General features: G+C 67.9%; 21 protein-coding genes and 1 pseudogene. 15 read left to right on the top strand and 7 right to left on the bottom strand.

Annotation, left to right across the window (positions count from 1 at the left end):
- The first annotated feature begins 20 nt into the window (after nt 1–20).
- The 9 genes and pseudogenes from bhcA to OCGS_RS13325 all read left to right on the top strand — a co-directional run bounded on the left by bhcA (nt 21) and on the right by OCGS_RS13325 (nt 9827).
- On the top strand, nt 21–1208 hold the full coding sequence (gene bhcA, locus OCGS_RS13360; protein WP_007427777.1) for an L-aspartate--glyoxylate aminotransferase BhcA: 1188 nt from the start codon (nt 21–23) through the stop codon (nt 1206–1208).
- Nucleotides 1208–2176, top strand: coding sequence for a beta-hydroxyaspartate dehydratase BhcB (bhcB, locus tag OCGS_RS13355; protein WP_007427776.1), 969 nt, complete (start codon nt 1208–1210; stop codon nt 2174–2176). The genes bhcA and bhcB overlap by 1 nt, the downstream gene beginning before the upstream one ends.
- Before the next feature lie 11 nt (nt 2177–2187).
- Nucleotides 2188–3348: a 3-hydroxy-D-aspartate aldolase BhcC gene (bhcC, locus tag OCGS_RS13350; RefSeq protein WP_420798916.1), complete on the top strand. Its 1161-nt coding sequence runs from the start codon at nt 2188–2190 to the stop codon at nt 3346–3348.
- 89 nt (nt 3349–3437) lie between these two features.
- A complete protein-coding gene (bhcD, locus tag OCGS_RS13345; RefSeq protein WP_007427774.1) occupies nt 3438–4403 on the top strand; it encodes an iminosuccinate reductase BhcD in 966 nt (321 codons plus the stop codon).
- Between the two features lie 5 nt (nt 4404–4408).
- Nucleotides 4409–5404, top strand: coding sequence for a type I glyceraldehyde-3-phosphate dehydrogenase (locus OCGS_RS13340; protein ID WP_007427773.1), 996 nt, complete (start codon nt 4409–4411; stop codon nt 5402–5404).
- Complete coding sequence (locus OCGS_RS13335; RefSeq protein ID WP_007427772.1) at nt 5405–7684, top strand: NADP-dependent malic enzyme; 2280 nt, start codon at nt 5405–5407, stop codon at nt 7682–7684.
- A 35-nt stretch (nt 7685–7719) separates the two neighbouring features.
- Nucleotides 7720–7890 (top strand): annotated as a pseudogene (locus OCGS_RS15570) (hypothetical protein); the annotation flags it as partial.
- Between the two features lie 97 nt (nt 7891–7987).
- A complete protein-coding gene (locus OCGS_RS13330; protein ID WP_007427771.1) occupies nt 7988–9223 on the top strand; it encodes a nucleobase:cation symporter-2 family protein in 1236 nt (411 codons plus the stop codon).
- Nucleotides 9224–9314: 91 nt separating this feature from the next.
- Nucleotides 9315–9827 carry an AmiS/UreI family transporter gene (locus OCGS_RS13325; RefSeq protein WP_007427770.1) on the top strand — a complete coding sequence of 171 codons (513 nt, stop codon included), beginning with the start codon at nt 9315–9317 and terminating at the stop codon, nt 9825–9827.
- Here the strand turns inward: OCGS_RS13325 and OCGS_RS13320 are convergent.
- Together OCGS_RS13320 and puuE are read right to left on the bottom strand one after the other, a co-directional pair.
- Entirely contained in the window at nt 9824–10312 is a 489-nt protein-coding gene (locus OCGS_RS13320; protein WP_007427769.1) for an ureidoglycolate lyase, read from the bottom strand. The two genes, OCGS_RS13325 and OCGS_RS13320, sit on opposite strands and share 4 nt — an antisense overlap.
- Nucleotides 10309–11703: an allantoinase PuuE gene (gene puuE / locus OCGS_RS13315; protein ID WP_007427768.1), complete on the bottom strand. Its 1395-nt coding sequence runs from the start codon at nt 11701–11703 to the stop codon at nt 10309–10311. Before puuE ends, OCGS_RS13320 begins: the two co-directional genes overlap by 4 nt.
- A 146-nt stretch (nt 11704–11849) precedes the next feature.
- On the opposite strand from puuE, the gene uraH reads away from it, so the two are divergent.
- Complete coding sequence (gene uraH / locus OCGS_RS13310; RefSeq protein ID WP_007427767.1) at nt 11850–12203, top strand: hydroxyisourate hydrolase; 354 nt, start codon at nt 11850–11852, stop codon at nt 12201–12203.
- On the opposite strand, the gene OCGS_RS13305 is transcribed toward uraH, so the two are convergent.
- Nucleotides 12188–13123: a LysR family transcriptional regulator gene (locus OCGS_RS13305; protein WP_007427766.1), complete on the bottom strand. Its 936-nt coding sequence runs from the start codon at nt 13121–13123 to the stop codon at nt 12188–12190. The genes uraH and OCGS_RS13305 overlap by 16 nt on opposite strands.
- A 107-nt stretch (nt 13124–13230) precedes the next feature.
- Here OCGS_RS13305 and OCGS_RS13300 point away from each other — a divergent pair, with 107 nt between their 5' ends.
- The 4 genes from OCGS_RS13300 (at nt 13231) to OCGS_RS13285 (ending at nt 18930) form a co-directional block, all read left to right on the top strand.
- Nucleotides 13231–14481: a urate hydroxylase PuuD gene (locus OCGS_RS13300; protein WP_007427765.1), complete on the top strand. Its 1251-nt coding sequence runs from the start codon at nt 13231–13233 to the stop codon at nt 14479–14481.
- A 265-nt stretch (nt 14482–14746) separates the two neighbouring features.
- Nucleotides 14747–15409 (top strand): hypothetical protein, encoded by a 663-nt coding sequence (locus OCGS_RS13295; protein WP_007427764.1) that lies wholly within the window; start codon nt 14747–14749, stop codon nt 15407–15409.
- A gap of 15 nt (nt 15410–15424) precedes the next feature.
- On the top strand, nt 15425–15910 hold the full coding sequence (locus OCGS_RS13290; RefSeq protein ID WP_007427763.1) for a hypothetical protein: 486 nt from the start codon (nt 15425–15427) through the stop codon (nt 15908–15910).
- 365 nt (nt 15911–16275) lie between these two features.
- Nucleotides 16276–18930, top strand: coding sequence for an aminotransferase class III-fold pyridoxal phosphate-dependent enzyme (locus OCGS_RS13285; RefSeq protein WP_007427762.1), 2655 nt, complete (start codon nt 16276–16278; stop codon nt 18928–18930).
- A gap of 119 nt (nt 18931–19049) precedes the next feature.
- On the opposite strand, the gene OCGS_RS13280 is transcribed toward OCGS_RS13285, so the two are convergent.
- The 3 genes from OCGS_RS13280 to OCGS_RS13270 all read right to left on the bottom strand — a co-directional run bounded on the left by OCGS_RS13280 (nt 19050) and on the right by OCGS_RS13270 (nt 21243).
- Complete coding sequence (locus tag OCGS_RS13280) at nt 19050–19793, bottom strand: VPLPA-CTERM sorting domain-containing protein (RefSeq protein ID WP_007427761.1); 744 nt, start codon at nt 19791–19793, stop codon at nt 19050–19052.
- Between the two features lie 110 nt (nt 19794–19903).
- The gene (locus OCGS_RS13275; RefSeq protein ID WP_007427760.1) at nt 19904–20935 is read right to left on the bottom strand and encodes a KpsF/GutQ family sugar-phosphate isomerase; all 1032 of its coding nucleotides are present in this window, start codon (nt 20933–20935) and stop codon (nt 19904–19906) included.
- Nucleotides 20932–21243 carry a hypothetical protein gene (locus tag OCGS_RS13270; protein ID WP_007427759.1) on the bottom strand — a complete coding sequence of 104 codons (312 nt, stop codon included), beginning with the start codon at nt 21241–21243 and terminating at the stop codon, nt 20932–20934. The genes OCGS_RS13275 and OCGS_RS13270 overlap by 4 nt, the downstream gene beginning before the upstream one ends.
- Before the next feature lie 113 nt (nt 21244–21356).
- On the opposite strand from OCGS_RS13270, the gene OCGS_RS14630 reads away from it, so the two are divergent.
- Entirely contained in the window at nt 21357–22382 is a 1026-nt protein-coding gene (locus tag OCGS_RS14630) for a glycosyltransferase (protein ID WP_007427758.1), read from the top strand.
- Here the strand turns inward: OCGS_RS14630 and OCGS_RS14625 are convergent.
- Complete coding sequence (locus OCGS_RS14625) at nt 22364–25273, bottom strand: glycosyltransferase (protein ID WP_007427757.1); 2910 nt, start codon at nt 25271–25273, stop codon at nt 22364–22366. The two genes, OCGS_RS14630 and OCGS_RS14625, sit on opposite strands and share 19 nt — an antisense overlap.
- Nucleotides 25274–25584: the final 311 nt, after the last annotated feature.

Raw genomic sequence — 25584 nt, 5'->3', positions numbered from 1 at the left:
CATATCCGACGGAGGATCCCATGAGCTTTCAGAACCCGGTCTTCATCCCCGGTCCGACCAACATGCCCGAGGCGATCCGCCAGGCCTGCTACATGCCGACGATCGACCACCGCTCGCCCGTCTTCGGCCGCATCCTGCATCCCTGCCTCGACGGTGTGCGCCGGGTGCTGAAATCGGAATCCGCCCATATCTTCATCTTCCCCTCGACCGGCACCGGCGGCTGGGAAACGGCGCTGACCAACACGCTGTCGCCCGGCGACACGGTGCTGGCCGCGCGCAACGGCATGTTCTCCCATCGCTGGATCGACATGTGCCAGCGCCACGGTCTGACCGTGCAGGTGATCGAGACGCCTTGGGGCGAAGGCATTCCCGCCGGCAAGATGGAGGAGGCGCTGCGCGCCGACAAGGACCGCGCGATCAAGGTCGTGCTGGCCACCCATAACGAGACGGCGACCGGTGTGAAGTCCGACATCGCCGCCGTCCGTCGCGCGCTCGATGCAGCAGGCCATCCCGCGATGCTGTTCGTGGACGGCGTCAGCTCGATCGCGTCGATGGATTTCCGCTTCGACGAATGGGGCGTGGACGTGGCCGTGACCGGCAGCCAGAAGGGCTTCATGCTGCCCGCGGGCCTGGCCATCGTCGGCTTCAGCGAAAAAGCGATGAACGCGGTCGAGACCGCCAGGCTGCCGCGCACCTTCTTCGACGTGCGCGACATGGCCAGGGGCTATGCCAACAACGCCTTCCCCTATACGCCCCCCGTCGGCCTGATGAACGGCCTCAAGCTGTCGCTTCAGATGATCGAGGACGAGGGACTGGAGAACGTCTTCGCCCGCCATCGCCGCATCGCGACGGGCGTGCGCCGCGCCGTCGATGCCTGGGGGCTGGAACTGTGCGCCGTATCGCCCGACGTGCAGTCCGACACCGTGTCGGCCATCCGCACGCCCGAAGGGTTCAACGCCACCGACATCGTCACCGTCGCCGCGCGCGACTATGGCATGGCCTTCGGCGTGGGCCTGGGCGAGGTCGCGGGCAAGGTCTTCCGCATCGGCCATCTGGGCAGCCTGACCGACGCGATGATGCTGTCGGGCCTCGGCACCGCCGAGATGGTGATGGTCGATCTGGGCCTGCCCATCAAGCTGGGCTCGGGCGTGGCCGCGGCGCAGGACGTCTATCGCCGCGGCGGCGAAGCCAGGAAGGCGGCCGCGTGATGAAGGACGCGGAGATGCAGATCCCCACCTATGACGACATGCTGGCGGCGCATGAGCGGATCAAGCCGTACATCCGCCGCACGCCGATCCGCACCTCGGATTACCTGAACGAGCTGACCGGCGCGCAGCTGTTCTTCAAGTGCGAGAACTTTCAGGAGCCGGGCGCCTTCAAGGTGCGCGGCGCCTCTAACGCGGTCTTCGGTCTGAGCGAGGAGCAGGCGAAGCTGGGCGTGGCCACCCATTCCAGCGGCAACCATGCTTCGTGTCTCAGCTATGCCGCGATGCGCCGCGGCATCCCTTGCAACGTGGTGATGCCGCGCACGGCGCCGCAGGCCAAGAAGGACACGGTCGCGCGCTATGGCGGCAGGATCACCGAATGCGATCCCTCGACCAGCTCGCGCGAGGCGACCTTCGCCAAGGTGCAGGCCGAGACGGGTGGCGACTTCGTCCACCCCTATAACGATCCGCGCGTCATCGCCGGGCAGGGCACCTGCGCCAAGGAGATGATCGAGCAGACCGATGGCCTCGACATTGTCGTGGCTCCCATCGGCGGCGGCGGCATGATTTCAGGCACCTGCCTGACGCTGTCGACGCTGGCTCCCGAAACGCAGGTCATCGCTGCCGAACCCGAGCAGGCCGACGACGCCTATCGCAGCTTCAAGACCGGTCACATCATCGCCGACGACGCACCCAAGACCATCGCCGATGGCCTGCTGGTGCCGCTGAAGGACCTGACCTGGCATTTCGTCAGCAATCACGTCACCGAGATCTTCACCGCCTCCGAGCAGGAGATCATCGACGCCATGAAGCTGACATGGAAGCACCTGCGCATCGTGATGGAGCCCAGCTGCGCCGTGCCGCTGGCGGTCATCCTCAAGAACCCCGAAATCTTCGCAGGCCGCCGCGTCGGCGTCGTCGTCACCGGCGGCAATGTCGACCTCGACAAGCTGCCCTGGATGCAGAAATGAAGGACACGAACATGAAAGACATGGATTATTCGGATCTGGATGTCGGCTTCGACGTTCCCGCGATCCCCGGCATGGACGAGGCCGACATCCAGACGCCGTGCCTGATCCTCGATCTGGACGCGCTGGAGCGCAACATCAAGAAGATGGGCGACTATGCCAAGGCCCACGGCATGCGCCACCGCAGCCACGGCAAGATGCACAAGTCCGTGGACGTGCAGAAGTTGCAGGAGGAACTGGGCGGTTCGGTCGGCGTCTGCTGCCAGAAGGTCTCCGAGGCCGAGGTTTTCGTGCGCGGCGGCATCAAGGACGTGCTGGTCTCCAACCAGGTCCGCGATCCCAAGAAGATCGACCGGCTGGCCGCGCTGCCCAAGCTGGGCTCGAAGATCACCGTCTGCATCGACGACGTGGCCAACGTGGCGGATCTGTCTGCGGCGGCGGTGAAGCACGGCACCACGATCCATTGCTTCATCGAGATCGATTGTGGCGCGGGACGCTGCGGCGTGACGACGACGCCCGCCGTGGTCGAGATCGCAAAGGCCATCGACGCGGCCGAGGGGCTGAAGTTCACCGGCATCCAGGCCTATCAGGGCGCGATGCAGCACATCGACAGCTATGACGAGCGCAAGGCCAAGATCGACGCGGCCGTGGCGCAGGTGAAGGATGCCGTGGACGCGCTGACCGACGAGGGCCTCAAGCCCGAATTCGTCTCGGGCGGCGGCACCGGCAGCTATTACTTCGAAAGCAATTCCGGCGTCTACAACGAGCTTCAGTGCGGATCCTATGCCTTCATGGATGCCGATTACGGCCGCATCCACGACAAGGACGGCAAGCGCATCGACCAGGGCGAATGGGAAAACGCGCTGTTCATCCTGACCAGCGTCATGTCCCACGCCAAGTCCGACAAGGCCATCGTCGATGCCGGCCTCAAGGCGCAGTCGGTCGATAGCGGCCTGCCCTTCGTCTACGGGCGCGACGACGTACAATACGTCAAGTGCTCGGACGAACACGGCGTGGTCGCCGATCCCCAGGGCGTGCTGAAGGTCAACGACAAGCTGCGTCTGGTGCCGGGTCACTGCGATCCGACCTGCAACGTGCACGACTGGTATGTCGGCGTGCGGAACGGAAAGGTGGAAACGCTCTGGCCGGTCTCGGCCCGCGGCAAGGCGTACTGAGCGCGTCCACTTCAAGGCAGGCGCCCCCGATCCTCGGGAGGAGGCCCCGAAAGGGGCGGGGGCGCCTGCGCCATTAAAAAGGAACCGCCATGATCATCGTTCCCGAAGCCGCGATCGCCAACCTCGTCACGCCCGAAGCCAGCTTTGCGGCGGTCGAGAAGGTCTTTGCGTCGATGGCCGCGAAATCCGCCTACAACTTTCCGGTCATCCGCGAGGCGATCGGCCATGCCGACGCGCTTTACGGCTTCAAGTCGGGGTTCGATCGCGCGGCGCTGAACCTGGGGCTGAAATCGGGCGGCTACTGGCCGGGCAACGCGGACAAGGGGCTGACGAACCACCAGTCCACCGTGTTCCTCTTCGACGCCGATACCGGGCGCTGCCGGGCCGTGGTGGGCGGCAACCTGCTGACCGCGCTGCGCACCGCCGCCGCCGCCGCCGTCAGCGTGGCGCATCTGGCGCGGCGCGACGCCAAGGTTCTGGGCATCGTCGGCGCGGGCCATCAGGCCGCGTTCCAGTTGCGCGCCGTGGCCGCGCAGCGCCCGTTCGAGCGCGTCGTCGCCTGGAACCGCTCGCCCGAAAAGCTGTCGGGGTTGCGCGAGGTCGCCGAAGGGCTGGGCCTGGCGTTCGAGACGGTCAGCCTCGACGATCTGGGCGCGCAGGCGGACGTGATCGTGACCATCACCTCCAGCTTCGACGCGATCCTGGGCGCGGATCAGGTCCGCCCCGGCACGCATCTGGCCTGCATGGGCACCGACACCAAGGGCAAGCAGGAGGTCGACGCCGCCCTGCTGGGCCGCGCCACCGTCTTCACCGACGAGATCGCCCAATCGACCACCATCGGCGAGGCGCAGCACGCCATCGCCGACCTGACCCTGCGCCTGGAAGACATCGTCGAACTGGGCGCCGTCATCAACGGCGATCACCCCGGCCGCAGCTCGGACGACGAGATCACGCTGTTCGACGGCACCGGCGTGGGCCTTCAGGATCTGGCCGTGGCCGCGGCGGTCGTCGATCTGGCCGTGGAACGCGGCGTCGCCACCGAGGTGGAGTTCTAGTCTTGATGAGCCTGCGCGTCGCCATCAACGGCTTCGGCCGCATCGGGCGCACCGTGCTGCGCGCGCTGGCGACGGCGCGCAAGGACGCGGGCGTGGATGTCGTCGCGATCAACGACATCGCGCCGCTGGATGTCTGCGCGTATCTGTTCGAATTCGACAGCGTGTTCGGCCCCTTTCCGGGCCGGGTCGAAACCGGCGCCGGCAGCCTGATCGTCGATGGCCGCACCATTCCCTTCCACCGTGCCGGATCGCTGGCCGATCTCGATCTGTCGGGCGTCGGCGTGGTGCTGGAATGCACCGGCCATGCCGGCACGCGCGACGTGGCCGAACTGGGGCTAGCGGCGGGTGCGGCGCGCGTCCTGATCTCGGGCCCGTCCGATGCCGCCGATGTCACGGTCGTGCCGGGCGCCAACGACGCCGTGCTGGATACGCAACGCATCGTATCGGCCGCGTCCTGCACCACCAACGCGCTGGCGCCGCTGCTGCGCCTGCTGGAGGATGCGTTCGGCGTGGAAAGCGGCCACATGACCACCATCCATTGCTATACCGGCAGCCAGCCCACCATCGACGCGCCCAGGGGCGACGCCGCGCGCAGCCGGGCCGCCGCGCTGTCGATGGTCCCCACCGGCACCAGTGCCGGGCGGCTGATCGACACGGTGCTGCCCGATCTGGCGGGCCGGGTCACGGCGCGCGCGGTGCGGGTGCCGGTGCCCAGCGTCTCGGCGGTGGATCTGACGGTGCGCCTGCGCGACCGGGCGGATTTCGACGCGCGGCTGCGCGCGGCCGTCGATGCGTCCCCGGTGATGGGCCGCACGGCGCGGCCGCTGGTCTCGACCGACCTGCGGGGCCGGCCGGAATCGCTGGTTCTGGCCGAATCCGAGACGGTGCACGGACGCGATTTCACCCGCCTGTTCGGTTGGTATGACAACGAATGGGGATTTTCCAATAGGATGATCGACATGGCGCTGCGCATGGGCGCCGTGCCGCAGGGAGGATTATGAATGTCGCTGGATGACACCAAGAAGACCGCCGAGAAGCAGGCGGCGCTGAACTATCACGAATTTCCCCGCCCCGGTAAGCTGGAAATCCGGGCGACCAAGCCGATGGCCACGGGCCGCGACCTGTCCCGCGCCTATTCACCCGGCGTCGCCGATGCCTGCCTCGAGATCGAGAAGAACGCCAAGGACGCCTTTCGCTATACCGCCAAGGGCAATCTGGTGGCCGTCATCTCGAACGGCACGGCGGTGCTGGGTCTGGGCGATATCGGTGCGCAGGCCTCCAAGCCGGTGATGGAGGGCAAGGCGGTCCTGTTCAAGAAGTTCGCCGGCATCGACTGCTTCGACATCGAGGTGAACGAGACCGATCCCGAACGTCTGGCCGATCTCGTCTGCCGGCTGGAGCCGACCTTCGGCGCCGTCAACCTCGAAGACATCAAGGCGCCCGACTGCTTCATCGTCGAACGCCTCTGCCGCGAGCGGATGGGCATTCCGGTCTTTCACGACGACCAGCACGGCACCGCCATCGTCGCCGCCGCCGCCGCCACCAACGCCCTGCGCGTGGCCGGCAAGCGGTTCGAGGATATCAAGGTGGTAGCGCTAGGGGCAGGGGCCGCCGGCATTGCCTGCCTCAAGATGTTGATGGTGATGGGGGTCCAGAAGGACAATATCACCATGCTGGACAGCAAGGGCGTCGTGCATGACCAGCGCAACAACCTGACCCCCGAAAAGGCCGAATTCGCCCGCGCCACCGAGATGCGCACCACCTCGGACGCGATGGAGGGGGCGGATCTGTTCCTGGGCGTGTCGGGCCCCGGCCTGCTGACGCAGGACATGGTCCGCAAGATGGCGGCGCATCCGATCATCTTCGCGCTGGCCAACCCCACCCCCGAGATCATGCCGGAACTGGCGCGCGAAGCCTCGCCCGACGCGCTGATCGCCACCGGCCGGTCGGACTATCCCAACCAGGTCAACAACGTCCTGTGCTTCCCGTTCATCTTCCGCGGCGCGCTCGATGTGGGGGCGACGCAGATCAACGACGAGATGAAGGTCGCCTGCGTCGAGGCCATCGCCGGGCTGGCCCGCGCCACCGCCAGCGCCGAGCTGGGCGCGGCCTATCAGGGCGAGCGGCTCAGCTTCGGTCCCGAATACCTGATCCCCAAGCCCTTCGATCCGCGCCTTCTGCCGACCGTGGCCGTCGCGGTGGCCAAGGCCGCGATGGAAAGCGGCGTGGCGACGCGGCAGCTCGACCTCGAGGAATACGCGCGCGGGCTGCAAGGCCAGGTCTATCGCTCGGCGCTGGTGATGCGCCCGGTGCTGATCGCCGCGCGGCAGGCCAAGCGGCGCATCGTCTTCGCCGAAGGCGAGGAACCGCGCGTGCTGCGCGCCGCGCAGGCCATCAACGACGAGGGCGTCGGCCGTCCCGTGCTGATCGGCCGACCCGAAGTGGTCGAGGCCCGGATCGAGCGCGAGGGCCTGTCGCTGGTCGCGGGTCAGGATTTCGAACTGGTCAATCCCGAAAGCGACACGCGTTATCGCGATTACTGGACGACCTATCACGGCATCATGGACCGGCGCGGCGTGACGCCCGATCTGGCGCGCGCGATCCTGCGCACCAACACCACCGCCATCGCCGGCGTGATGGTCCAGCGCGGCGAGGCCGACAGCATGATCTGCGGCACGGTCGGGCAGTATCTGTGGCATCTGGACTATATCCGGCAGGTGCTGGCCAACGACGACCTGCATCCCGTGGGCGCGCTGTCGCTGGTGCTGCTGGACAAGGGGCCGCTGTTCGTCGCCGACACCCATGTCAACGCCGAACCCTCGCCCGACGACGTGGCCCAGACCATGGTGGCGGCCGCGCGCCATGTGCGCCGCTTCGGGATCGAGCCCAAGCTCGCGCTCTGTTCGGGGTCGCAGTTCGGCAACCTCGACAGCCGCTCGGGCCGGGTCGCGCGCGGCGCGCTGGCGATCCTCGACACCTTGTCGCCCGATTTCGAATACGAAGGCGAGATGCATACCGACGCCGCCCTCGATCCCGAATTGCGCGAACGGCTGATGCCGGGCAACCGCCTGACGGGCCGCGCCAACGTGCTGGTCTATACCAATACCGACGCTGCGGGGGCCGCGCGCAACCTGCTGAAATCGGTGGCCGACGGGCTGGAGGTCGGGCCGATCCTGATGGGCATGGGCAACCGTGCGCATATCGTCACCCCCGGCGTCACGGTGCGGGGACTTCTGAACATCGCCGCACTCGCCGGAATGCCGGTGGCGAGCTACGGCTGAGACATCAACAGGGACATGAGGGAGGAAACCAAGAAATGTCAGTGACCTACGATGAAACCACGCCGTATAACGATCCGGTGAACGAACGGATCGCGGCGCCGAAACTCTTCACGCTCGGGTTGCAGCACGTGCTGGTGATGTATGCCGGCGCCATCGCCGTGCCGCTGATCGTCGGGCGCGTCTTGGGGCTTGCGCCCGTCGATGTGGCCTTCCTGATCTCGGCCGACCTCTTCGTCTGCGGGGTTGTCACCATCATCCAGTCGCTGGGCGCCTCCAAGTGGTATCGGCGTCAAGCTGCCGGTGATGATGGGCGTGACCTTCGCCTCCGTCGGCCCGATGGTGTCGATCGCGGCGTCCAATCCCGGTGCCGAAGGCGCGCGCATGATCTTCGGCGCGATCATCGGCGCGGGCATCATCGCCATGCTGATCGCGCCCCTGGTCAGCCGCATGCTGCGGTTCTTTCCGCCGGTCGTGACCGGAACGATCATCCTGGTCATCGGCGTCACGCTGATGCGGATCGGCATCAACTGGATCTTCGGCCTGCCCGTCGGTCCCACCGCGCCCAAGCTGGTCGATCCCCAGCACGCCGCTTGGCTGGAACAGGTTCGTGCGTTGACCGACGCGCCCGCCATTCCCGGCGGCCTGGCGCTGGCCCCCTCGGCCGAGAATCCGGCCTATGCGACCGTGCAGAACATGACCATCTCGGGCATCGTGCTGCTGACGATCATCCTGGTGATGAAGTTCGCGCGCGGCTTCTGGGCCAATATCTCGGTGCTGTGCGGCATCGTGGTGGGTGGTCTGCTGGCCGGTTTCCTGGGTCTGATGCACTTCGACCACGTGGACGAGGCGAAGTGGTTCGCGCTGATCGCGCCCTTCCACTTCGGATTGCCGATCTTCGATCCGATCATGATCCTGACCATGACGCTGGTGATGATCGTGGTGATGATCGAATCGACCGGCATGTTCCTGGCGCTGTCGGAAATGTGCGGCAAGAAGCTGGAGCGGCCGTCGCTGTCGGCGGGGCTGCGCACCGACGGTCTGGGCACGCTGATCGGCGGCATATTCAACACCTTCCCCTACACCTCGTTCAGCCAGAACGTGGGCCTTGTCGGCGTGACCGGCATCCGGTCGCGCTATGTCTGCGTGATGGGCGGTGCGATCATGATCGTGCTGGGCCTGACGCCCAAGATGGGCGCGCTGGTCGAGGCGCTGCCGGTGGCGGTGCTGGGCGGCGCGGGTCTGGTGATGTTCGGGATGGTCGCGGCCACGGGCGTACGCATCCTGGGCGGCGTGGACTTCAAGGTGAACCGCTATAACGGCCTGATCGTCGCGATCTCGCTCGGCATGGGGATGATCCCGCTGATCGCGCCGGACTTCGTAATGCACCTGCCCCATTCGATCCATCCGCTGATCGACAGCGGCATCCTGCTGGCCTCGATCTCGGCGGTGCTGCTCAACGCCGTCTTCAACGGCACCTCGCGCGCCGAGGCCGAGGCCGAGGCGCGTCGGGCGGCCATGGCGTCGGACGGCGGCCACTGACCTGACGACGGATCCGGCGGCATCCCCGCCGGACCCCCATTTTCCGGGCGGTGCCATTCCGGCGCCGCCCGTTCCCGTTCGGAGAGACGACATGCTGCTGGGTCTGGCACTGCTTTACGTGGGCGTGGTCCTCTACATCAACGGTCTGTGGATGATGGACCGGATCGAGGATCGCGAGATCGTCCTCGTCAACCTGGCCGCGGCCTTCGTCACGCTGGTCGTGGCGCTGTCCTCGGCGCTGGGGTTCGGGGCGGACATGGCGGCGGTGAAATCGGCGGCGCTGACGCTGCTGTTCAGCACCACCTATCTGTGGGTCGCGGTGAACCGGATCATCGGCGCCGACGGGCGGGGGCTGGGCTGGTTCAGCCTGCTGGTGGCCATCACCGTCGTGCCCGTCGCCGTCCAGAGCCTGTTGGCCGCCCACGACCTGCGCAGCGTCTGGCTGGGCCTCAATTGGGCGGTCTGGGCGGTGCTCTGGGCGATGTATTTCGCGCTTCTGGCGCTGCATGTCCCGATCCGGCGCGCCACCGCCTGGGTCACGCTGCTGTCGGGCATCTTCACCGGCTGGCTGCCGGGCCTGCTGCTGCTGAACGGCGCGCTTTAGGGCGCGCGCACCGTCCAGGGATCGGCCAGCTTGTGTTCTTCCAGATTGGCGCCCGTGCCGATCCGGTCCACCACCGCGAAAAGGCCGGGATCGGCCAGCGGGCAAAGCACCCCGTGCCAGACGCCCCGGTGCAGGTTGACCGCCTGTCCGGGGCCGGCAAGGAAGGCCACCGGCGTGCCGGGCGTGCCGTCCTCGTCGGGGGCGGCGATCACCAGCCAGGGATTTTCGTGCATCGGCATGAAGGCCTGGCTCCCTTCGGGGTGCCGTTCCAGCAGATCCAGCCGATAGGGCAGGGCGCGGGCCTGCGCCTGAAAGATGCTGATGCCCGCGCGTCCGTCGGCGAAATCCAGCCGCGCGCGGTCGTGAAAGCGCCCGCACATGCCTTCGTTGATCAGCCTGTCGGGCGCGCCCGCGGCTTCCAGAACGTCGCCGAAGGGGGCGAAGGACGCGGCGTCCAGCGGGCGGGCGATAAGGGTGCGGTTCATGGCATCATGTCCTTCAGACGCAGTTCGGCGATGCGTTCCACCTGCGCGCAGGCGGCGGCGAATTCGGTGTCGCGGTCGTTGTCGATGCGCCGCTCGAACGCGGCCAGGATGCCCGGCTTGTCGTTGTCGCGCACCGCGATGATGAACGGGAATCCGTGCTTGGCGACATAGGCGTCGTTCAGCCGGGTGAAGGTGCTGCGTTCCTCGTCGGTCAGCGCGTCCAGCCCCGCCCCCGCCTGTTCGGACGTCGATTCCGCCGTCAGCTGCCTGGCCGCCGCCAGCTTGCCCGCCAGGTCGGGGTGGGCGGTCAGAACGCCCAGGCGTTCCTCGTCGGTGGCGCTGCGAAAGACGCGGACCAGCGCGTTGTGCATGCCCGCTGCGGTGTCGTGGGCCGGTCCCAGTTCCAGGCCATGGGCGCGCTCGGCGATCCAGGGGCTGTGCTCGAACACGCCGCCGAAGCGCGCGACGAAGGTGTCGCGGTCCATCGCGCTCGGCCGTTCGCGGCGCTTGTGGGGATGGGTCCGCGCCCAGTGATCGGCGATCTGCTCGCGCGTGGCGAACCATACGCCCTCCTGCGCGCGCACATGGTCGAGGAAGCGTCGCAGCGCCAGCGCCCGGCCCGGACGGCCCACCAGCCGGCAATGCAGCCCCACCGACAGCATCCGCCCGCCTTCTTCGTGCAGGCAGTCGAAACTGTCGCGCAGGTAGCAAAGGAACTGGTCGCCCGAATTGAAGCCCTGCGGCGTGGCGAAGCGCATGTCGTTGCAATCCAGCGTATAGGGCACGATCAGCTGGTCGCGGTCGCCGAATTCCGTCCAGTAGGGCAGATCGTCGGCATAGGCGTCCGCGACATAGGCGAATTGCCCCGTTTCGGCGGCCAGGCGGATCGTGCGTTCGGACGACCGGCCGGTATACCAGCCGCGTGGGGCGCGGCCCGTCACTTGCGTATGCAGGCGGATCGCCTCGGCGATGGCCGCGCGTTCCTCGTCCTCGGGCATGTCCTTGTGCTCGATCCATTTCAGGCCGTGGCTGGCGATCTCCCAGTCCGCCTCTTTCATCGCAGCGACCTGGGCGGGGCTGCGCGCCAGCGCGGTGGCCACGCCATAGACGGTGACGGGCAGGTCGCGCAGCATCCGGTGCAGCCGCCAGAACCCGGCACGCGCCCCGTATTCATAGATGGATTCCATGTTGGCGTTCCGTTGTCCCGGCCAGGCTGCCGCGCCCACGATCTCGGACAGGAACGCCTCGGACGCGGCGTCGCCGTGCAGGATGTTGTTCTCGCCGCCCTCTTCGTAGTTCAGCACGATCTGCACGGCCGTGCGCGCGCCGCCGGGCCAGTGCGGATCGGGCGGATTGGCACCATAGCCGTGCATGTCGCGGGAATAGCGCATCGAACCCTCCTCATTTTGCGTTGCCGGATATACCCGAAAGACGCCCGCTTCTTTCAAGAAAAACGAGAAGCAGCCTCGGGCAACGAAGGCTGTCGTTTTCCGCCGCCATCCCTATTCTTCGGGACGATCGGCAAAAGGGACGCGTCATGGCAGGATACCTCACCACGCATGTTCTGGACACGGCGCGCGGTTGCCCCGCCGAAGGACTGGAAATCGCGCTTTACCGGATCAAGGGCGAAACGCGCCGGCATCTGGTCACGATGACCACCAACGCGGACGGGCGCACCGACGCCCCCATCCTGAGCCAGGACGATTTCGCCGCCGGCACCTACGAACTGGTGTTCCAGGCCGGGGCCTATCTGGACCGGACCGGCACGCCGCCCGAAAACCCGCGGTTCCTCGATGCCGTGCCGCTGCGCTTCGGCATGTCGCAGGCGTCGCATTACCATGTGCCGCTGCTGCTGTCGCCTTTCGGCTATTCCACCTATCGCGGCAGCTGATCCGGCCCCGATCCGGTCTCTTTCAGGGCGGTGCCGATCCGCGCGATCATGAAATCCATGAACAATCGCGTCTTGGGATCCTGATGGCGGCGATGGGTGTAAAGGCATGCCATCTGCACGGGCAGGGGGGGCGTGTCCTCGGCCACCGCCACCAGCCGCCCCGCGCGCAGATGCGCCGCCACCTCGAAGACGGGCTTGAGCGCGATGCCGTGCCCGGCCAGCGCCCAGTCGGTCAGCACGTCGCCGTCGTCGGTCTCGAACCGGCCCGATACGGCGAACTTGCGCGGACCTTCGGAGGTGCGCAATTCCCACTGGAACTCGGCCGCGCCCGGAAAGCGCAGATTCAGGCAATTGTGCCGTCCCCCCGCGATGTCGTGGCCGGTGCGCGGCATGCCGCAGCGCGCCACGTAATCGGGACTGGCGCACAGCACCCGGCGGCATTCGGCGATATTGCGGATGCGCATGTCGCTGTCTTCGGGCCGGCCCAGGAAGAACGCCACGTCCAGCCCTTCGGTCGTCAGGTCGATCCGCCGGTCGCTGAGCCGCAGGCGCAGGGTGATCAGCGGATAGGTTTCGGCGAAGGCGGGGATCTGCGGCGCGATCAGCCGCCGCCCCAGCCCCAGCGGCGCCGCGACGAACAGCGTGCCGCGCGGATTTTCGGTGGCGTCCACCACCGCCGCCTCGGCCGCGTCGACCGATGCCAGCACCGCGCAGGCCCCTTCGTAGAACAGATGCCCGTGCTCGGTCGCGTTCAGGCTGCGGGTCGTGCGCTGGAACAGCCGCACCCCCAGATGCCCCTCCAATTGCGAGATCCGCGCCGACGCGACGGCGGGCGAAATCCGCTGGTCGCGGGCCGCCGCCGACATGCTGCCCAACTCGAAGACGCGCACGAAGGTCCTGACATTGTCGAGGTAGGACATTATTCGGACTTTTTTGACGCTGCTTGGTCAAGCACCAGCCTACCGGGATAATCAACCCTGCGATAGCCTGGACGCATAGCTCAAATCGGATTCGGGAGGAGTCCTCGATGTATGACGTCGCCATCCTGTGGGATTGGTTCGCCTTCGCGGTGCGCTGGTTGCATGTCATCACCGCGATAGCCTGGATCGGCTCGTCGTTCTATTTCGTCGCCCTGGACCTGGGGCTGAACCGCAATATCAAGGGGCCCGCCGACGGCGAGGAATGGCAGGTCCACGGCGGGGGTTTCTATCACATCCAGAAATACCTCGTCGCCCCCGAGACGATGCCCGAGCATCTGACCTGGTTCAAATGGGAAAGCTACGCCACGTGGCTGTCGGGCGCGGCGCTGCTGATGATCGTCTACTGGGCCGGGGCGGAACTGTTCCTGATCGACCCCGAAAAGGCCGATCTGGCGCTGTGGCAGGCTATCCTGATCTCGGCGGGCTTCATCGCGGTGGGCTGGCTCGGCTACGACTATCTGTGCCGTTCGCCGCTCAGGGAATATCCGACTGCGGTGATGCTGGTGCTGTTTCTCGGCATCGTGGTGGTGTCCTGGGCGCTGAACCACATCTTCACGGGCCGCGCGGCGCTGCTGCATCTGGGGGCGATGACCGCCACGATCATGACGGCGAACGTGTTCTTCGTCATCATGCCGAACCAGCGCATCGTGGTCGACGACCTCAAGGCCGGCCGCAAGCCCGATCCGAAATACGGCAAGATCGCCAAGCTGCGCAGCACGCACAACAACTATCTGACGCTGCCGGTTCTGTTCCTGATGCTGTCCAACCACTATCCGCTGGCCTTCGGCACCGAATATAGCTGGATCATCGCGGCGCTGGTCTTCCTGATCGGGGTCAGCATCCGGCACTATTTCAACACCATGCACATGCGCCAGAAGGTGCCGACCTGGACCTGGGCCGTCACGGCGGTGCTGTTCATCTCGCTGGCGTGGCTGTCCACCGCCAACACCTGGGACGGCGATTTCGGCGCGCTCGAGGCCAAGCCGCTGACCCCGCACGAACAGGAATATGCCGCCGCCGCCGGTTTCGCCGACGCCGCCGACGTGGTGATGGGCCGCTGTTCGATGTGCCATGCCCGCGAACCCGTCTGGGAGGGCGTCCGCTGGGCCCCCAAGGGCGTCTATCTCGAGACCCCCGCCGACATCGCCCGCGAGGCGCGCCAGATCTACCTCCAGGCGGGTGTCAGCCACGCCATGCCGCCGGCCAACATCACCGGCATGACCGACGCGGACCGCGAGACGATCGCCGACTGGTTCCAGGGCGTCAACGAAGGCCGGATCGCGGGTCTCGTCCGCTGATCCCGGCCCTGTCCGGCGGCGCGTCGAAAAGCCGACGCGCCGTCGCCCTGCCGCAGGATTGCGGCGCCCGATCTGCGGCCCCCGGCCCTCTGCCACAGGGGCACGGGCGCCCGTCCGCCCCGGCGATTGCGCGACAATCCCGTCCGGCGATTTCCAGAACCCTTCACTTTTTTCGGAACCGGATCCCCGGTGCCGGTCCTGTCCTGACAGCACGATCTTCGTCGTTCCGTTTCGTATTGCCCGCTCCAGCCGAGGAGATGACACTATGAACCGCACCCCGTTCCTTTCATTCCCCGCCACTTCCGTTCACGCGGCCTTTCTGGCGGCCTTGCTCGGCCTGTCGCCGGCCTCGGCCCAGCAGGATCAGGGCAGCCAGCAAAATCAGGGAAGCGCCGCGTCGCAAGGCGGTTCCGGGCAGGATCAGGGCGGTCCGGCCCCCCAGGACGGACAGGATGCCGACCCGTCGAACGACACCGAAACGACGGTGCGGACGCCCGCCGACGGCCCCTCCTTCGTGGCGGTGCTGGATTTTACCGTCGAACTCGGGGCCGACATCGATCCCGTCGCGGCCGTGACCCAGATGGCCCAGTCCGAACATCTGGCCCGTCTCGACACCGATCCCGATCTGGCCATCGGCACCAGCGGCAAGCTCGTCTTCCAGGATCCGGCCGATTACGCGACCTGGCTTCAGGAAGAGGCGGATACCTTCTTCGGGCCGGTGGGCGGGCTCGAGGCGGTGAATCTGAACGCGCTGGTCTTCCGCCCGGACCTGCTGAGCATCAGCGATCCCGAGGCGCTTCTGGCGGGGCTCGAAAACCTGTCGATCCGCTATGTCAACATGGGCAACCGCTCGGACGGGGATGCGGATATCGACGCCGTGACCGTGGTCTGCACGGGACGCGGGGCCGACTGCAAGCCAAGCAACTGACACGAGGAGGCGCGGATGGAACGAGCGACATTCCTCGGACGCGGCGGGGCCGCCGGTCTGGCATCGGCCGCAATGCTTCTCGGCGCCTGCGCCGAAACAGGGACGACCGTGCTGCCGCCCTATCAGCTTGCGAACGGGCGGATGCTGCAGGACGTCGTGTCGGTCGCCTCCGATCCGTCGGGCGGCGCGCCGGTCATCACGTCGCTGACGACGTTCGATGTCGGCGCGTCCGAAGGGGTGCGGGTGATCGCGCGGGATACGGCATCCTCGCCGGGCGTCGGACAATCGCTTGCGAAGGGCCTGGGCAGCGCCGCGATCTCCACCGCGGCCATCGTGGTCGCCGCGGAGGTGGCCAACAACAACGACGACAGGGGCACCACCGTCAACGCCAGCTATGCGACATCGGGAAACACGGCCACGGGCGGCGGGGATGCGGGCGATATCGACGCGCTTACCGTGGGATGCACGGGACGGAACCCGAACTGCACCCCCAGCAACTGAGACCGGGCAGGCGCCGTCCCGCCCGCCGCGACGGATTTCCGCCGATCCGGCGAATCCCTGAAAACCCCTGTCCCGACGCCGCGAATCGCCACGCCGCCGCATTGGGATCGCAGCCCATCGGCAGGAAATGGCCCTCCCGGCGCGGTTTGGCGTCAACGGTGTTGTCGGAAGGGGTCCGCTGGTCCACATTGAAGCGACAATGTCCAGCAGGCCCAGCATGATCGACGTCCCGTTCCGTACGGACCCTTGCGGCGAAGCGAGGCCGTAAACCATTCGTTAAGGTCCCGAGAGTAGCTCTGACAGCGATCTCGGATCATGCAGACGTTCCTGGAAAACTGAGACTCCCCGCTTTTCACGGAGGTTCGATGTCGGCCCTGAATCCAACGCGCGCGGAACTTCTGCGTACCTTCGCCCTCGACACGCGGCTTGTGCGCGGTTCGGGATGCCACCTGTTCGACGATCAGGGGCGGCAATATCTGGACTTCCTATCGCAATACGGTGCGCTGCCGTTCGGCCACAACCATCCCCGGCTCTGGTCCGGCCTGATGGCCGCGCAGCACGACGAGCTGCCATCGCTGGTCCAGCCCCTGCACGCGGTCGAGGCCGAGCGTCTGGCCCAGCGTCTGGCCGACATCGCGCCCGGCGATCTGGGCATCACCACGCTGACCAACAGCGGCGCCGAAACGGTCGAGGCGGCGATCAAGCTGGCGCGCGTGCGCACCGGCCGGACCGAAATCCTGTCCACCTCCAACAGCTTTCACGGCAAGACGCTGGGCGCGCTGTCGGCGACCGGCAAGCCGCTCTATCAAAAGGGGTTCGCGGCCCCCGCGCCCGGCTTCGGCTATCTGCCTTACGGCGATCTCGACGCGCTGCGCGCCCGGCTCGAAGCGGGCGCCGACCGTCTGGCGGCCTTCATCGTCGAACCGATCCAGGGCGAGGGCGGCGTCGTCCGTCCGCCCGAAGGCTATATCGACGGCGCGATCGCGCTGTGCCGGTCCCATGGCGTGCTGACGATCCTGGACGAGATCCAGACGGGTCTGGGGCGCACCGGCGCGCTGTTCGCCTGTTCGCGCGGCCGCGAAGTGCCCGACATGCTGCTGCTGTCCAAGGCGCTCGGCGGCGGGATGATGGCGATCGGGGCCTGCATCGTGCGCCCGTCCGTCTGGGACGACCGGTTCGGCCGCCTGCACAGCTCGACCTTCGCCAACAACAACCTGGCCTGCCGCGCGGCGAACGTCACGCTCGACCTGCTGCTGGAAGACGACGGCGCGCTGGTCGAAAGCGTGGCCTGGAACGGCGTCCATCTGGAAAACCGCCTGACCGACCTGCAACGCGCCTATCCCGAAGTCATCCGCGAGGTGCGCGGTCAGGGCTACATGATGGGTGTCGAATTCCACCGCTTCGACGACCGCATCGATTCGGCGACGATGGCGTTTTCCAGCCTCAACGGCGGCGTGACGCCGCTGATCAGCTCCTACCTGATGAATATCGAGGGCGTGATCACCGCGCCGTTGTTCAACGACAGCCACGTTCTGCGCCTGCAGCCGCCGCTGATTTCCGGCCGGGCCGAGATCGACCGCGCCGTCGATGCGCTCGGCGCCGTCTGCGATATCGTCGCCGGGCGCGACTATTACCGGATGGTGCGCCATCTGGTGGCGACGCCGCCGCAACTGCCCGATGCCGCGCCCGCCGATGCCGGTCCGGCCGCCGCCGCCGTCGATGCCGCGACCCCGGTGCCGGGCAAGTTCGCCTTCCTCATCCACTATACCGAGGAAGAGGACATCTTTCGCTCGGATCCCTCGTTCCGCCAGTTCGACGAGGCCGAGCTGGGCAATTGGTGCGACTGGGTCAAGCAGCTCGGGCCGGGCTATGTACGCCGCATCCCGCCCGTCACCTCGCTGACCGGGCAGACCGCCGAGGGCTGGATCCTGTCGGTGCCGATGCTGCCGCGCGACATGCGCGGGCGCGAACGCGCGGTGGCCGCCGCGATGATCCGCGACGCCGTGGACATGGCGCAGGATGCCGGCGTGTCGCGCCTGGGCCTGGGCGCCTTCACCTCGATCGCCACACGCGGCGGCGAAATGGCGACCGGGCGCGGCGTGCCGATCACCAGCGGCAACACCCTGACCACCGTTTCGGCGGTGCGCGCGATCGGTCGGATGGCGGAACGGTCGGGGATGGACATGGCGAACGCGCATGTCGCGGTCGTGGGGGCCTCGGGCGCCATCGGCCGGCTGGGGGCGCTGATGCTGTCGCGCCTCTGCGGTCGCATGACGCTGGTGGGCAACGCGAAAAACCCCTTCTCGCCCAAGCTTCTGGCGCATGTCGCCGACGAGATCTGCGCGACCCTGTCGGTCGCCGATACGGACCGCGCGAATGGCGCGATGGCCGGCACGATACGCGGCGGCGCGTCGCGGTTCGGGCTGGCCGGAACGGACGTGAAGGGTCTGGCCGAACGGTTCGACACCGCCTTCCGCACCACGGGCCGTCAGGCGCCGCTCGACTGGACGACCGATATCGACGCGGCCATGGCCCATGCCGATATCGTCCTTGTCGCGACCAGTTCCGAAACCGCCGTCATCGACACCGACCGGCTGAAGCCGGGCACACTGGTCTGCGACGTGGCGCGTCCGCAGAACGTCGCCAAGGCCGACATTTCCGACCGCGGCATCCTGGTCTTCGACGGGGGCCTCGTCAGTCCGCCCTTCGCGGTGGATCTGGGCGCGTTCCAGACATTGCCCCAGGATCTGTGCTGGGGATGCCTGGGCGAGACGATGCTTCTGGCGCTGGCGCGGCAGGACGGGGATTACAGCATCGGCTCCAGGCTGTCGCTGAAGGATGCCGACCTGATCGCCGAACTGGCCGAACGTCACGGGTTCGAGCCCGCCGTCGCCCAATGGCACGGCCATGTCTGGACCGATGGCGAACTCGACCGTTTCGCACGGGCCGTCGCCGCGACCCGCCGGGGCGCCGAGGATCGGACGTTCGGGGGCCAGCAGGCACCGCGCGCGCAGATCTGACCGGGCGCGGTTCGGGGCGCCGCTTCCAAGGCCACCGCGCAAAAGCAAAGGGCCACGCGAAACGCTCGCGTGGCCCTTGTCCGTCAGGGCCCCCCGGAAGGGGCCCGATGCGCTATCGCTCAGCTCTTGCGGCGGCGGGCCCGCATGACCGACAGGCCGCCGATGCCGCCCAGCAGCAGCAGCGCCGAAGCCGGCAGCGGAACGACCGGGGGCGTGTCGCCGGCCTGGACCGAGATCGAGTTCAGAACGCCGTCGATGCTGATGGCGGTGCCTTCGGTGCTGATGAAGAATTCCAGTGCGCCGACCTGGCCGAAATCGAAGCCCGCATCGCCCGTCAGCGACCCGAAATCCAGCGTGGTCTCGAAGCCGCCGGCCAGCGTTTCCTGATACGACACCTGGTTGCCCAGCATGTCATAGGCGGTCAGCCGGAACAGGGCGTTGCCGTCGAAGGCCGCCGAATCGACATCGAAGGCGAAGAACGGGTCGGTGCCGATGTTCAGGTTCACGCCGCCCAGGCCGAACGGATTCAGCGTGGTCGGATCGTCGTCGCCGTCATAGGTGACGGTGCCGGTGCCGCGGGCCTGCGCATTGTTGTTGAACGCCAGCGACGTCCCCGTCGCTTCCAGTTCGGTCGCGTTGGTGGGGTTGCCGTTATTGGCGGTGTTGCTCACCTGAAGGTCGCGGAAACCGCCCAGGATGCCCGGTCCGGCCGCCTGCGAGGCGTTGGTCAGGCCGGCCGACGGTACGTCGCTGACCGATTGAACGGTGCTGAAATCGTCGATCAAAAGCGTCGCGGCGAATGCCTGGGCACCCGATACCATGACCGCCGCCGCCGCTGCCGCTCCGAAAAGTTTCGTATACATGCATAATCTCCCTGCAAGATGTCGTTAACTTACCTTAACCCAAGGCCAGAACAACTGGAACAGTATTTGGTTCGCCCGGAAAAATATTTTGTACGGCAGGGGACCGGGTTCTAGACCACTCCTGCGCGCAGCAGGTCGTGGACATGCAGGATCCCGACCGGCCGGCCCTCGGGATCGGTCACGATCAATGCCGATACGCGGTGGTCGTGCAACAGCGACAGCGCTTCGACGGCCAGCATGGCGGGGGGCACGGTCACGGGATCGTGATGGGCGATCTCGCCCGCGCGCCGGTCCAGAAGCCCCGCCATGTGGCGCCGCAGGTCGCCGTCGGTGATGACCCCGGCCAGCCGCCCGTCCGCGCCGATCACCGCGGCGATGCCGAATCCCTTCGACGTCATCGTCAGCAGGACCTCGGCCATGGGCGTGTCCGCGCCCACGGCGGGCAGCCGGTCGCCGCCATGCATCAGCTTTTCCACCCGCGCCAGTTGCGCCCCCAGCTTTCCGCCCGGATGGAAGGTGGCATAGGTCTCGCGGGTGAATCCGCGCAGCTCCATCAGCGCCACGGCCAGCGCGTCGCCCAGGGCCAGCGCCGCCGTGGTCGAGGTGGTGGGCGCCATGCCCATCGGGCACGCCTCGGGGGTGGGGGGCAGCGTCAGCCGCCAGCGCGCCGCCGCCATCAGCGTCGAGCGGGGATCGCGCGAAATGCCGATCAGGGGAATGTCGAAGCGCCGGCAATAGGCCAGGATGTCGCCCAGCTCCGCCGTCTCGCCGGAATTGGAGATCAGCACGACGATGTCGTCGGCCCCGATCATGCCCAGATCGCCGTGGCTGGCCTCGGTCGGATGCACGAAAAGCGCGGGCGTCCCGGTCGAGGCCAGCGTCGCCGCGATCTTGCGCGCCACATGGCCGGACTTGCCGATGCCCGCGACGATCGCCCGGCCCCGCGCGGCCCGGATCGCATGGACCGCGCCCGCGAAATCGGCCGGCAGGTCGTCCGACAGCGCCGTCAGCGCCTCGGCCTCGATCCGCAAGGTGCGCCGCGCCGCCTTCAGGATCGCGATGTCGTCGCCCGTGTCGTCGCCGGTATCGGGGGCAGTATCGAGGCCGGTATCGGGGGCAGGGTCGGGGCGGGCGGCGGTCACGGCCGGTCGCGCCGCAGGCCGAGCCGCAGGCGGCGCAGCGGCGCCGTGATCCGCCACGAGGTGCTGGCGCGCAGGGCGGCGTTATGCGTCTCGCTGGCGTCCAGCCTGGCGCGCATCTCCTCCAGCTCGGCCTGCAGACTCTCAAGCTCGGCCGGGGCGGCGTTCAGGGTCTGCGTCGCGGCCAGCCGTTCCTCCAGCACGATCACGCGTTCCTGCGCGTCGCGCAGGGATCGCAGCAGCGCCAGAAGGTCGGCATCCCGCGCCGGGTCCGGGATGGCGTCGGGGACGGTATCGGGGGCGTCGGTCATCCGCGGATCCCTGCTTGCGGCCATTGCGGCCTGCCTTAGCCTGCGCCAGAACCGAACGCAAAGCCGCGGACGCGGTCCCGGTCCCGCCGGCCCGCAACCCCAAGGTGCCCCGCATGAACGATGCCTTCCCGCCCCCCTCGTCGTCCGCCTCCGCGCGCGTGCGCGACCGGCAGGCGCGGTTTCCGCGCCTCAAGGTCTTCCACCGGACGGACGATCTCGACGTGATCTTCCTGCATGACGGGATCGGCGCCATTCCGGGCCTGTGCGCCGAGGGTATCCTGCCGGATGCGTTGTGCTGTTTCACCTTTTCGTGGTTCGTCTCGGACAAGAGCCTGAAGTTCATCCGCGCCCGCTTCGACGAGGCGTGCCGCGCGCTGGGGGATGCGGCGGCGGCGGCGCGCATCCGGTTCCTGCTCAATTCCGCCGACGAATACGACCGCGCCCGGCAAATCCTGCCGCCCGAGACCTGCGTGTTCTTCAACAACGCGGCCCTTCTCAACGAGGCCCAGTTCGGCCTGGCCACCGGGCCGCAGCGCTTCGATGCCGTCTACAACGCGCGCGCCAACGATTTCAAACGGCACGAGCTGACGCGCGACGTCACCGACAAGATCTTCGTCTGCTACGACTGGAAATGGGCCGACCTCGATCTGGCAAGCCTGTCGCCGCGCCGCATCTTCCGCAACCTCAAGGGCGAGCGCGTGTCGCAGGCCATCGGCAAGGCGCGGACGGGGCTGATCCTGTCGGCCGAGGAAGGGGCCTGCTATGCGTCGCTGGAATATCTTCTGTGCGGCCTGCCCGTCGTCAGCACGCCCTCGCGCGGGGGGCGCGACGAATATTACGACGCGGACAATTCCGTCATCTGCGACCCCACGCCGAAGGCCGTGGCCCTGGCCGTGGCCCTGGCCGTCGGACGGCTGAAGGACGGCACCTTCGATCCCGCGCGCATCCGCGCCGGGGCGCTGGCGCGGATGGCCGCCTTCCGCGGCACGCTGTCGGCCGAAATCTCGGCGTCGCTGGAACGGCTGGGGCAGGCGCCCCTGCCGCCCGGCTATCTCGAAGGGCGGCTGGCCGAGACCAACAAGCTCTGGAAATACCGCAACATGCGCATCGGGTCGGTGGATCAGTTCCGCGCGTCCTGACCCCCGCCGCGCCAATCCAGCACCGCGCCGAAATCGGGCCAGGGCCATCGTTCGGCCGTCTGCCGGGCATTGGCGGCGATCTGCGGCAGATCGCCCGCATCCTTGCGCGCCAGCAGCGTCCTGACGGCCTTTTCCAGTGCATCCCGGCCCTCTGCCGCGTCGTAAAGCAGCCCCGCGTCCCGGCCCTCCAGCACTTCGCGCGTCATCGCCACGTCGGGCAGGATCGTCGGCAGACCGAAGCTCAGCGCCAGCAGCATCGAGCCCGATGTCAGGATCGCCCGATAGGGATAGACGGCGAAATCCGCCGCGCGGAAGAAGACCTGCATCTCGGAATCGGCGACGAACCGTCCCGTCGCGCGGATGCGGTCGCGTTCGGTCGGCGCCAGCTCTGCCAGCAGGCCGTCCAGCGCGCCGAACTTGTCGCGCCCCGCCAGCAGCAGCAGCGTCCGCGGACGCTCGGCCAGCAGACGCCGCACCACCGCGACCAGATCCTCCGCTCCCTTGTAGGGCCGGATCTGCCCCGACATCAGGATCACGTCGTCCGCGTCGTCCAGCCCAAGCTGGCGGCGCGCCTCGGCGCGGGTGACGATATCGGGATAGGCGCCGATATAGTTGCCATGCGCCGATACCCGCGCCTTGTGCGCGGGAATGTCGAATTGTTGCGCGATCTCGGCCACCTGCCCGGCGGAATGGACATGCAGCACATGCGCGCGCCGCGCGATGCCCGCGGCCAGACCGGCCTCGATATCTGCGAAGGGGCTGTCATGCGACAGGGTGTTGTGGATGGTCCAGACCAGCCGTCCGCCGATGGACAGGAACCGGTCCAGCCGTTCCAGGAACGCCGCCGCGCGGGCCTGCGCCTCGGTCCTGTCGGCGGCGTCGAGGAACAGGAAGTTCACCCAGTGCAGGTGGAACGTCAGGTCGGCGGGATCGTCCATCATCCAGATCGCCTGCAGCGCGGTGTCGATATCGCCCGCGCAGACCTCGGTCCTGTGGCGAAGGCCGCCGTAAAGCAGCGGCTGATAGGGGTTCGACCACGAATAATCGGGCCAGAACAGCACCAGCGGCGCGCGGGGCCGGCGCATGTAGGTGATCCGCCGCGGCTGCGCGGTGTCGAGAACCTTCACGTCCCAGAACCGCGCCAGCCCCAGCCGCCCCAGCGCCTCGCGCTGGACGCGGTGGGTGTTGGCGGTCTGGAACGTCTCGTTCACGTTCGACGTGTTGCGGCCGTGCCAGCGGCGCTGATACAGCACCTCGTCCACATGCCGCATCTTTCCGGTTTCCGACAGCTTGAGGAAGAAGTCGTAATCGACCGCGTTGGCGATATCCTCGCGGAACTTGCCGCTGCGCGCCCAGGCGGTGCGGCGGAACATGCGGAAGTGATGCGCGATCGAGGTGACCATCATCTTCTCGCGCGAAAAGACCGGCCAGCTGTATTCGTCCTGCACGTATCCGCCCGCGGCGTCGATGCGTTCGCACGATCCATAGGCGCAGACGACATCGGGATTTTCGTCCAGCACCTCCATCAGGCGGCGCACCGCGCCGGGCTTCAGCCGGTCGTCGGCATCGAGCTGGCCGATATAGGGCGCGCGGATCATGCCGATGGCGCGGTTGGACGCATGGCCGATGCCGCCGTTGCGTCCGCCTTGCCAGCGCACCCGGTCCAGCCCGCCATAGCGGCGTTCCAGCATGTCGGCGGTCCCGTCGCACGATCCGTCGTCGGCGATGCAGACCTCCAGATCGGCAACGTCCTGGTCGAGGATGCTGTCGATGGCCCGGCACAGATACCGCCGCGCGTTGAAGGCGGCGATATAAACGCCGACGCGCGGCACCTCGAACCGGCCGTCCCCGCCTTTTCCGCTGCGGTCCCAGGCATTGGGGCAAAGCGCCGTGTAAAGGGCGCGGTCCTCGGGCGTGTCGTCTGCCTCGGGGCGCAGATCCGGCACCCGCAGCGGCGCCAGCCAGGCGCCGTCGTTGACCATGCGGAAGGCCAGCTCCATCCCCGCCCGCCGGGTGCCCGAGAACCGCGTATCGGGCAGGCCCGCGCGCCGCAGCAGCGCCGCGGGCACCGCCATGTTCAGCCCGCGCATTTCCCGGAACGGATGGCGCGAGGCGAAGAATCGGGACTGCGGCGGCGCGAACGGCGTGTCGAGCGGGGCTTCGGGGACGAAGGGCACCAGCCCCAGCGCCAGCGCGTCCGACGCCTCCAGCAGGTGTGTCGCGCGCGCGACGGCGCCCGCGTCGAACCGGGCCGTGCCCGACACGAACAGCACCATGTCCGCCTCGGCCGCGATCCGGGCCAGCCGGTCTGCCGCCGCGGCCCCCAGGATGCCGCCCTCGACGATTTCGGGCATCAGCGCGGCGGGCAGATCGAGGGTGGGATCGGGCCGTTCGGCGAATACCGTCAGCCGGATGGTGCCGGCGAAATCCTGCGCAGCCAGGCTGCGGGCCGTGGCCGCGATGTCGGGCCCGCTCAGCGCCACATGCACCCGCCGCATCCGCGAAGGGCGCGCTTGCGCGGCCAGCCCCGCGGCCATGTCCGCGATGAAGCGGCTGTCGTTGCCGCTGCCCGTGATCCGCGGCAGCGCCATCAGCGCGGGATAGGGAAACGGCACCTCGCGCCCCGCTTCCATGCGGCGCAGCGGCGCCGTGCCGCGCGCTCCGCCCGGATCCGGCGCGGGCAGCCCCAGACGCCGTTCCAGCAGGGCGAAGACCTCTTTCGGCAAGGCGGGGTGATAGCGCAGCGCGTCCAGCGTCTCGCGCAAGGCCGCGGGATCGCCCGGCCCCTCGATCGCGGCCAGAAGGCGCGCCCAGGGATTGCGCGGGCTGAACCCGGCCCGGCCCGTCTGGCCCGTCTGGCCCGTCTGGCGCGGTCGGAGAAAGGCGGTCACGGCATCGGTCTCCGGTCGGTCGTCGCTGTCCGATAGGCCCCGCGCGCCCGGTCTGCAAGGCGCCGGAACATCCCGGCCGGTTTATCCCGCATGAAGGCCCGGCGAAGATGGCCGCGACGGGGCGCGTGATGCAGGCGACCCGGTGCTGGTCCGCGCGGCCCGACATCGCCCTGCCGGTCGAGGATCTGCTGCACCGGATACGCGACGGATTTCCCTCGGGTTGCTGGATTTCAGGCCGATCGCCTTCGTCGCGGCATGCCTCGTTCCGTCAAGCTGTTGCACACACGCACGGTCGGCCTGGGCGGTCAGCA

Source organism: Oceaniovalibus guishaninsula JLT2003, assembly GCF_000299575.1.
GTDB lineage: Bacteria > Pseudomonadota > Alphaproteobacteria > Rhodobacterales > Rhodobacteraceae > Palleronia > Palleronia guishaninsula.
This window is presented reverse-complemented; position numbering and strand designations above follow the sequence as displayed.

What these genes read in the sequence shown, in the direction of transcription:
- OCGS_RS13320 (WP_007427769.1), bottom strand. Translation starts at nt 10,312, where the DNA reads ATGAACCGCACCCTTATCGCCCGCCCGCTGGACGCCGCGTCCTTCGCC.
- bhcD (WP_007427774.1), top strand. Translation starts at nt 3,438, where the DNA reads ATGATCATCGTTCCCGAAGCCGCGATCGCCAACCTCGTCACGCCCGAA.
- OCGS_RS13290 (WP_007427763.1), top strand. Translation starts at nt 15,425, where the DNA reads ATGGAACGAGCGACATTCCTCGGACGCGGCGGGGCCGCCGGTCTGGCA.
- bhcB (WP_007427776.1), top strand. Translation starts at nt 1,208, where the DNA reads ATGAAGGACGCGGAGATGCAGATCCCCACCTATGACGACATGCTGGCG.
- OCGS_RS14630 (WP_007427758.1), top strand. Translation starts at nt 21,357, where the DNA reads ATGAACGATGCCTTCCCGCCCCCCTCGTCGTCCGCCTCCGCGCGCGTG.
- OCGS_RS13340 (WP_007427773.1), top strand. Translation starts at nt 4,409, where the DNA reads ATGAGCCTGCGCGTCGCCATCAACGGCTTCGGCCGCATCGGGCGCACC.
- bhcA (WP_007427777.1), top strand. Translation starts at nt 21, where the DNA reads ATGAGCTTTCAGAACCCGGTCTTCATCCCCGGTCCGACCAACATGCCC.
- puuE (WP_007427768.1), bottom strand. Translation starts at nt 11,703, where the DNA reads ATGCGCTATTCCCGCGACATGCACGGCTATGGTGCCAATCCGCCCGAT.
- bhcC (WP_420798916.1), top strand. Translation starts at nt 2,188, where the DNA reads ATGAAAGACATGGATTATTCGGATCTGGATGTCGGCTTCGACGTTCCC.
- OCGS_RS13295 (WP_007427764.1), top strand. Translation starts at nt 14,747, where the DNA reads ATGAACCGCACCCCGTTCCTTTCATTCCCCGCCACTTCCGTTCACGCG.
- OCGS_RS13270 (WP_007427759.1), bottom strand. Translation starts at nt 21,243, where the DNA reads ATGACCGACGCCCCCGATACCGTCCCCGACGCCATCCCGGACCCGGCG.
- OCGS_RS13285 (WP_007427762.1), top strand. Translation starts at nt 16,276, where the DNA reads ATGTCGGCCCTGAATCCAACGCGCGCGGAACTTCTGCGTACCTTCGCC.
- OCGS_RS13300 (WP_007427765.1), top strand. Translation starts at nt 13,231, where the DNA reads ATGTATGACGTCGCCATCCTGTGGGATTGGTTCGCCTTCGCGGTGCGC.
- OCGS_RS13335 (WP_007427772.1), top strand. Translation starts at nt 5,405, where the DNA reads ATGTCGCTGGATGACACCAAGAAGACCGCCGAGAAGCAGGCGGCGCTG.
- OCGS_RS13325 (WP_007427770.1), top strand. Translation starts at nt 9,315, where the DNA reads ATGCTGCTGGGTCTGGCACTGCTTTACGTGGGCGTGGTCCTCTACATC.
- OCGS_RS13305 (WP_007427766.1), bottom strand. Translation starts at nt 13,123, where the DNA reads ATGTCCTACCTCGACAATGTCAGGACCTTCGTGCGCGTCTTCGAGTTG.
- OCGS_RS13330 (WP_007427771.1), top strand. Translation starts at nt 7,988, where the DNA reads ATGATGGGCGTGACCTTCGCCTCCGTCGGCCCGATGGTGTCGATCGCG.
- uraH (WP_007427767.1), top strand. Translation starts at nt 11,850, where the DNA reads ATGGCAGGATACCTCACCACGCATGTTCTGGACACGGCGCGCGGTTGC.
- OCGS_RS13280 (WP_007427761.1), bottom strand. Translation starts at nt 19,793, where the DNA reads ATGTATACGAAACTTTTCGGAGCGGCAGCGGCGGCGGCGGTCATGGTA.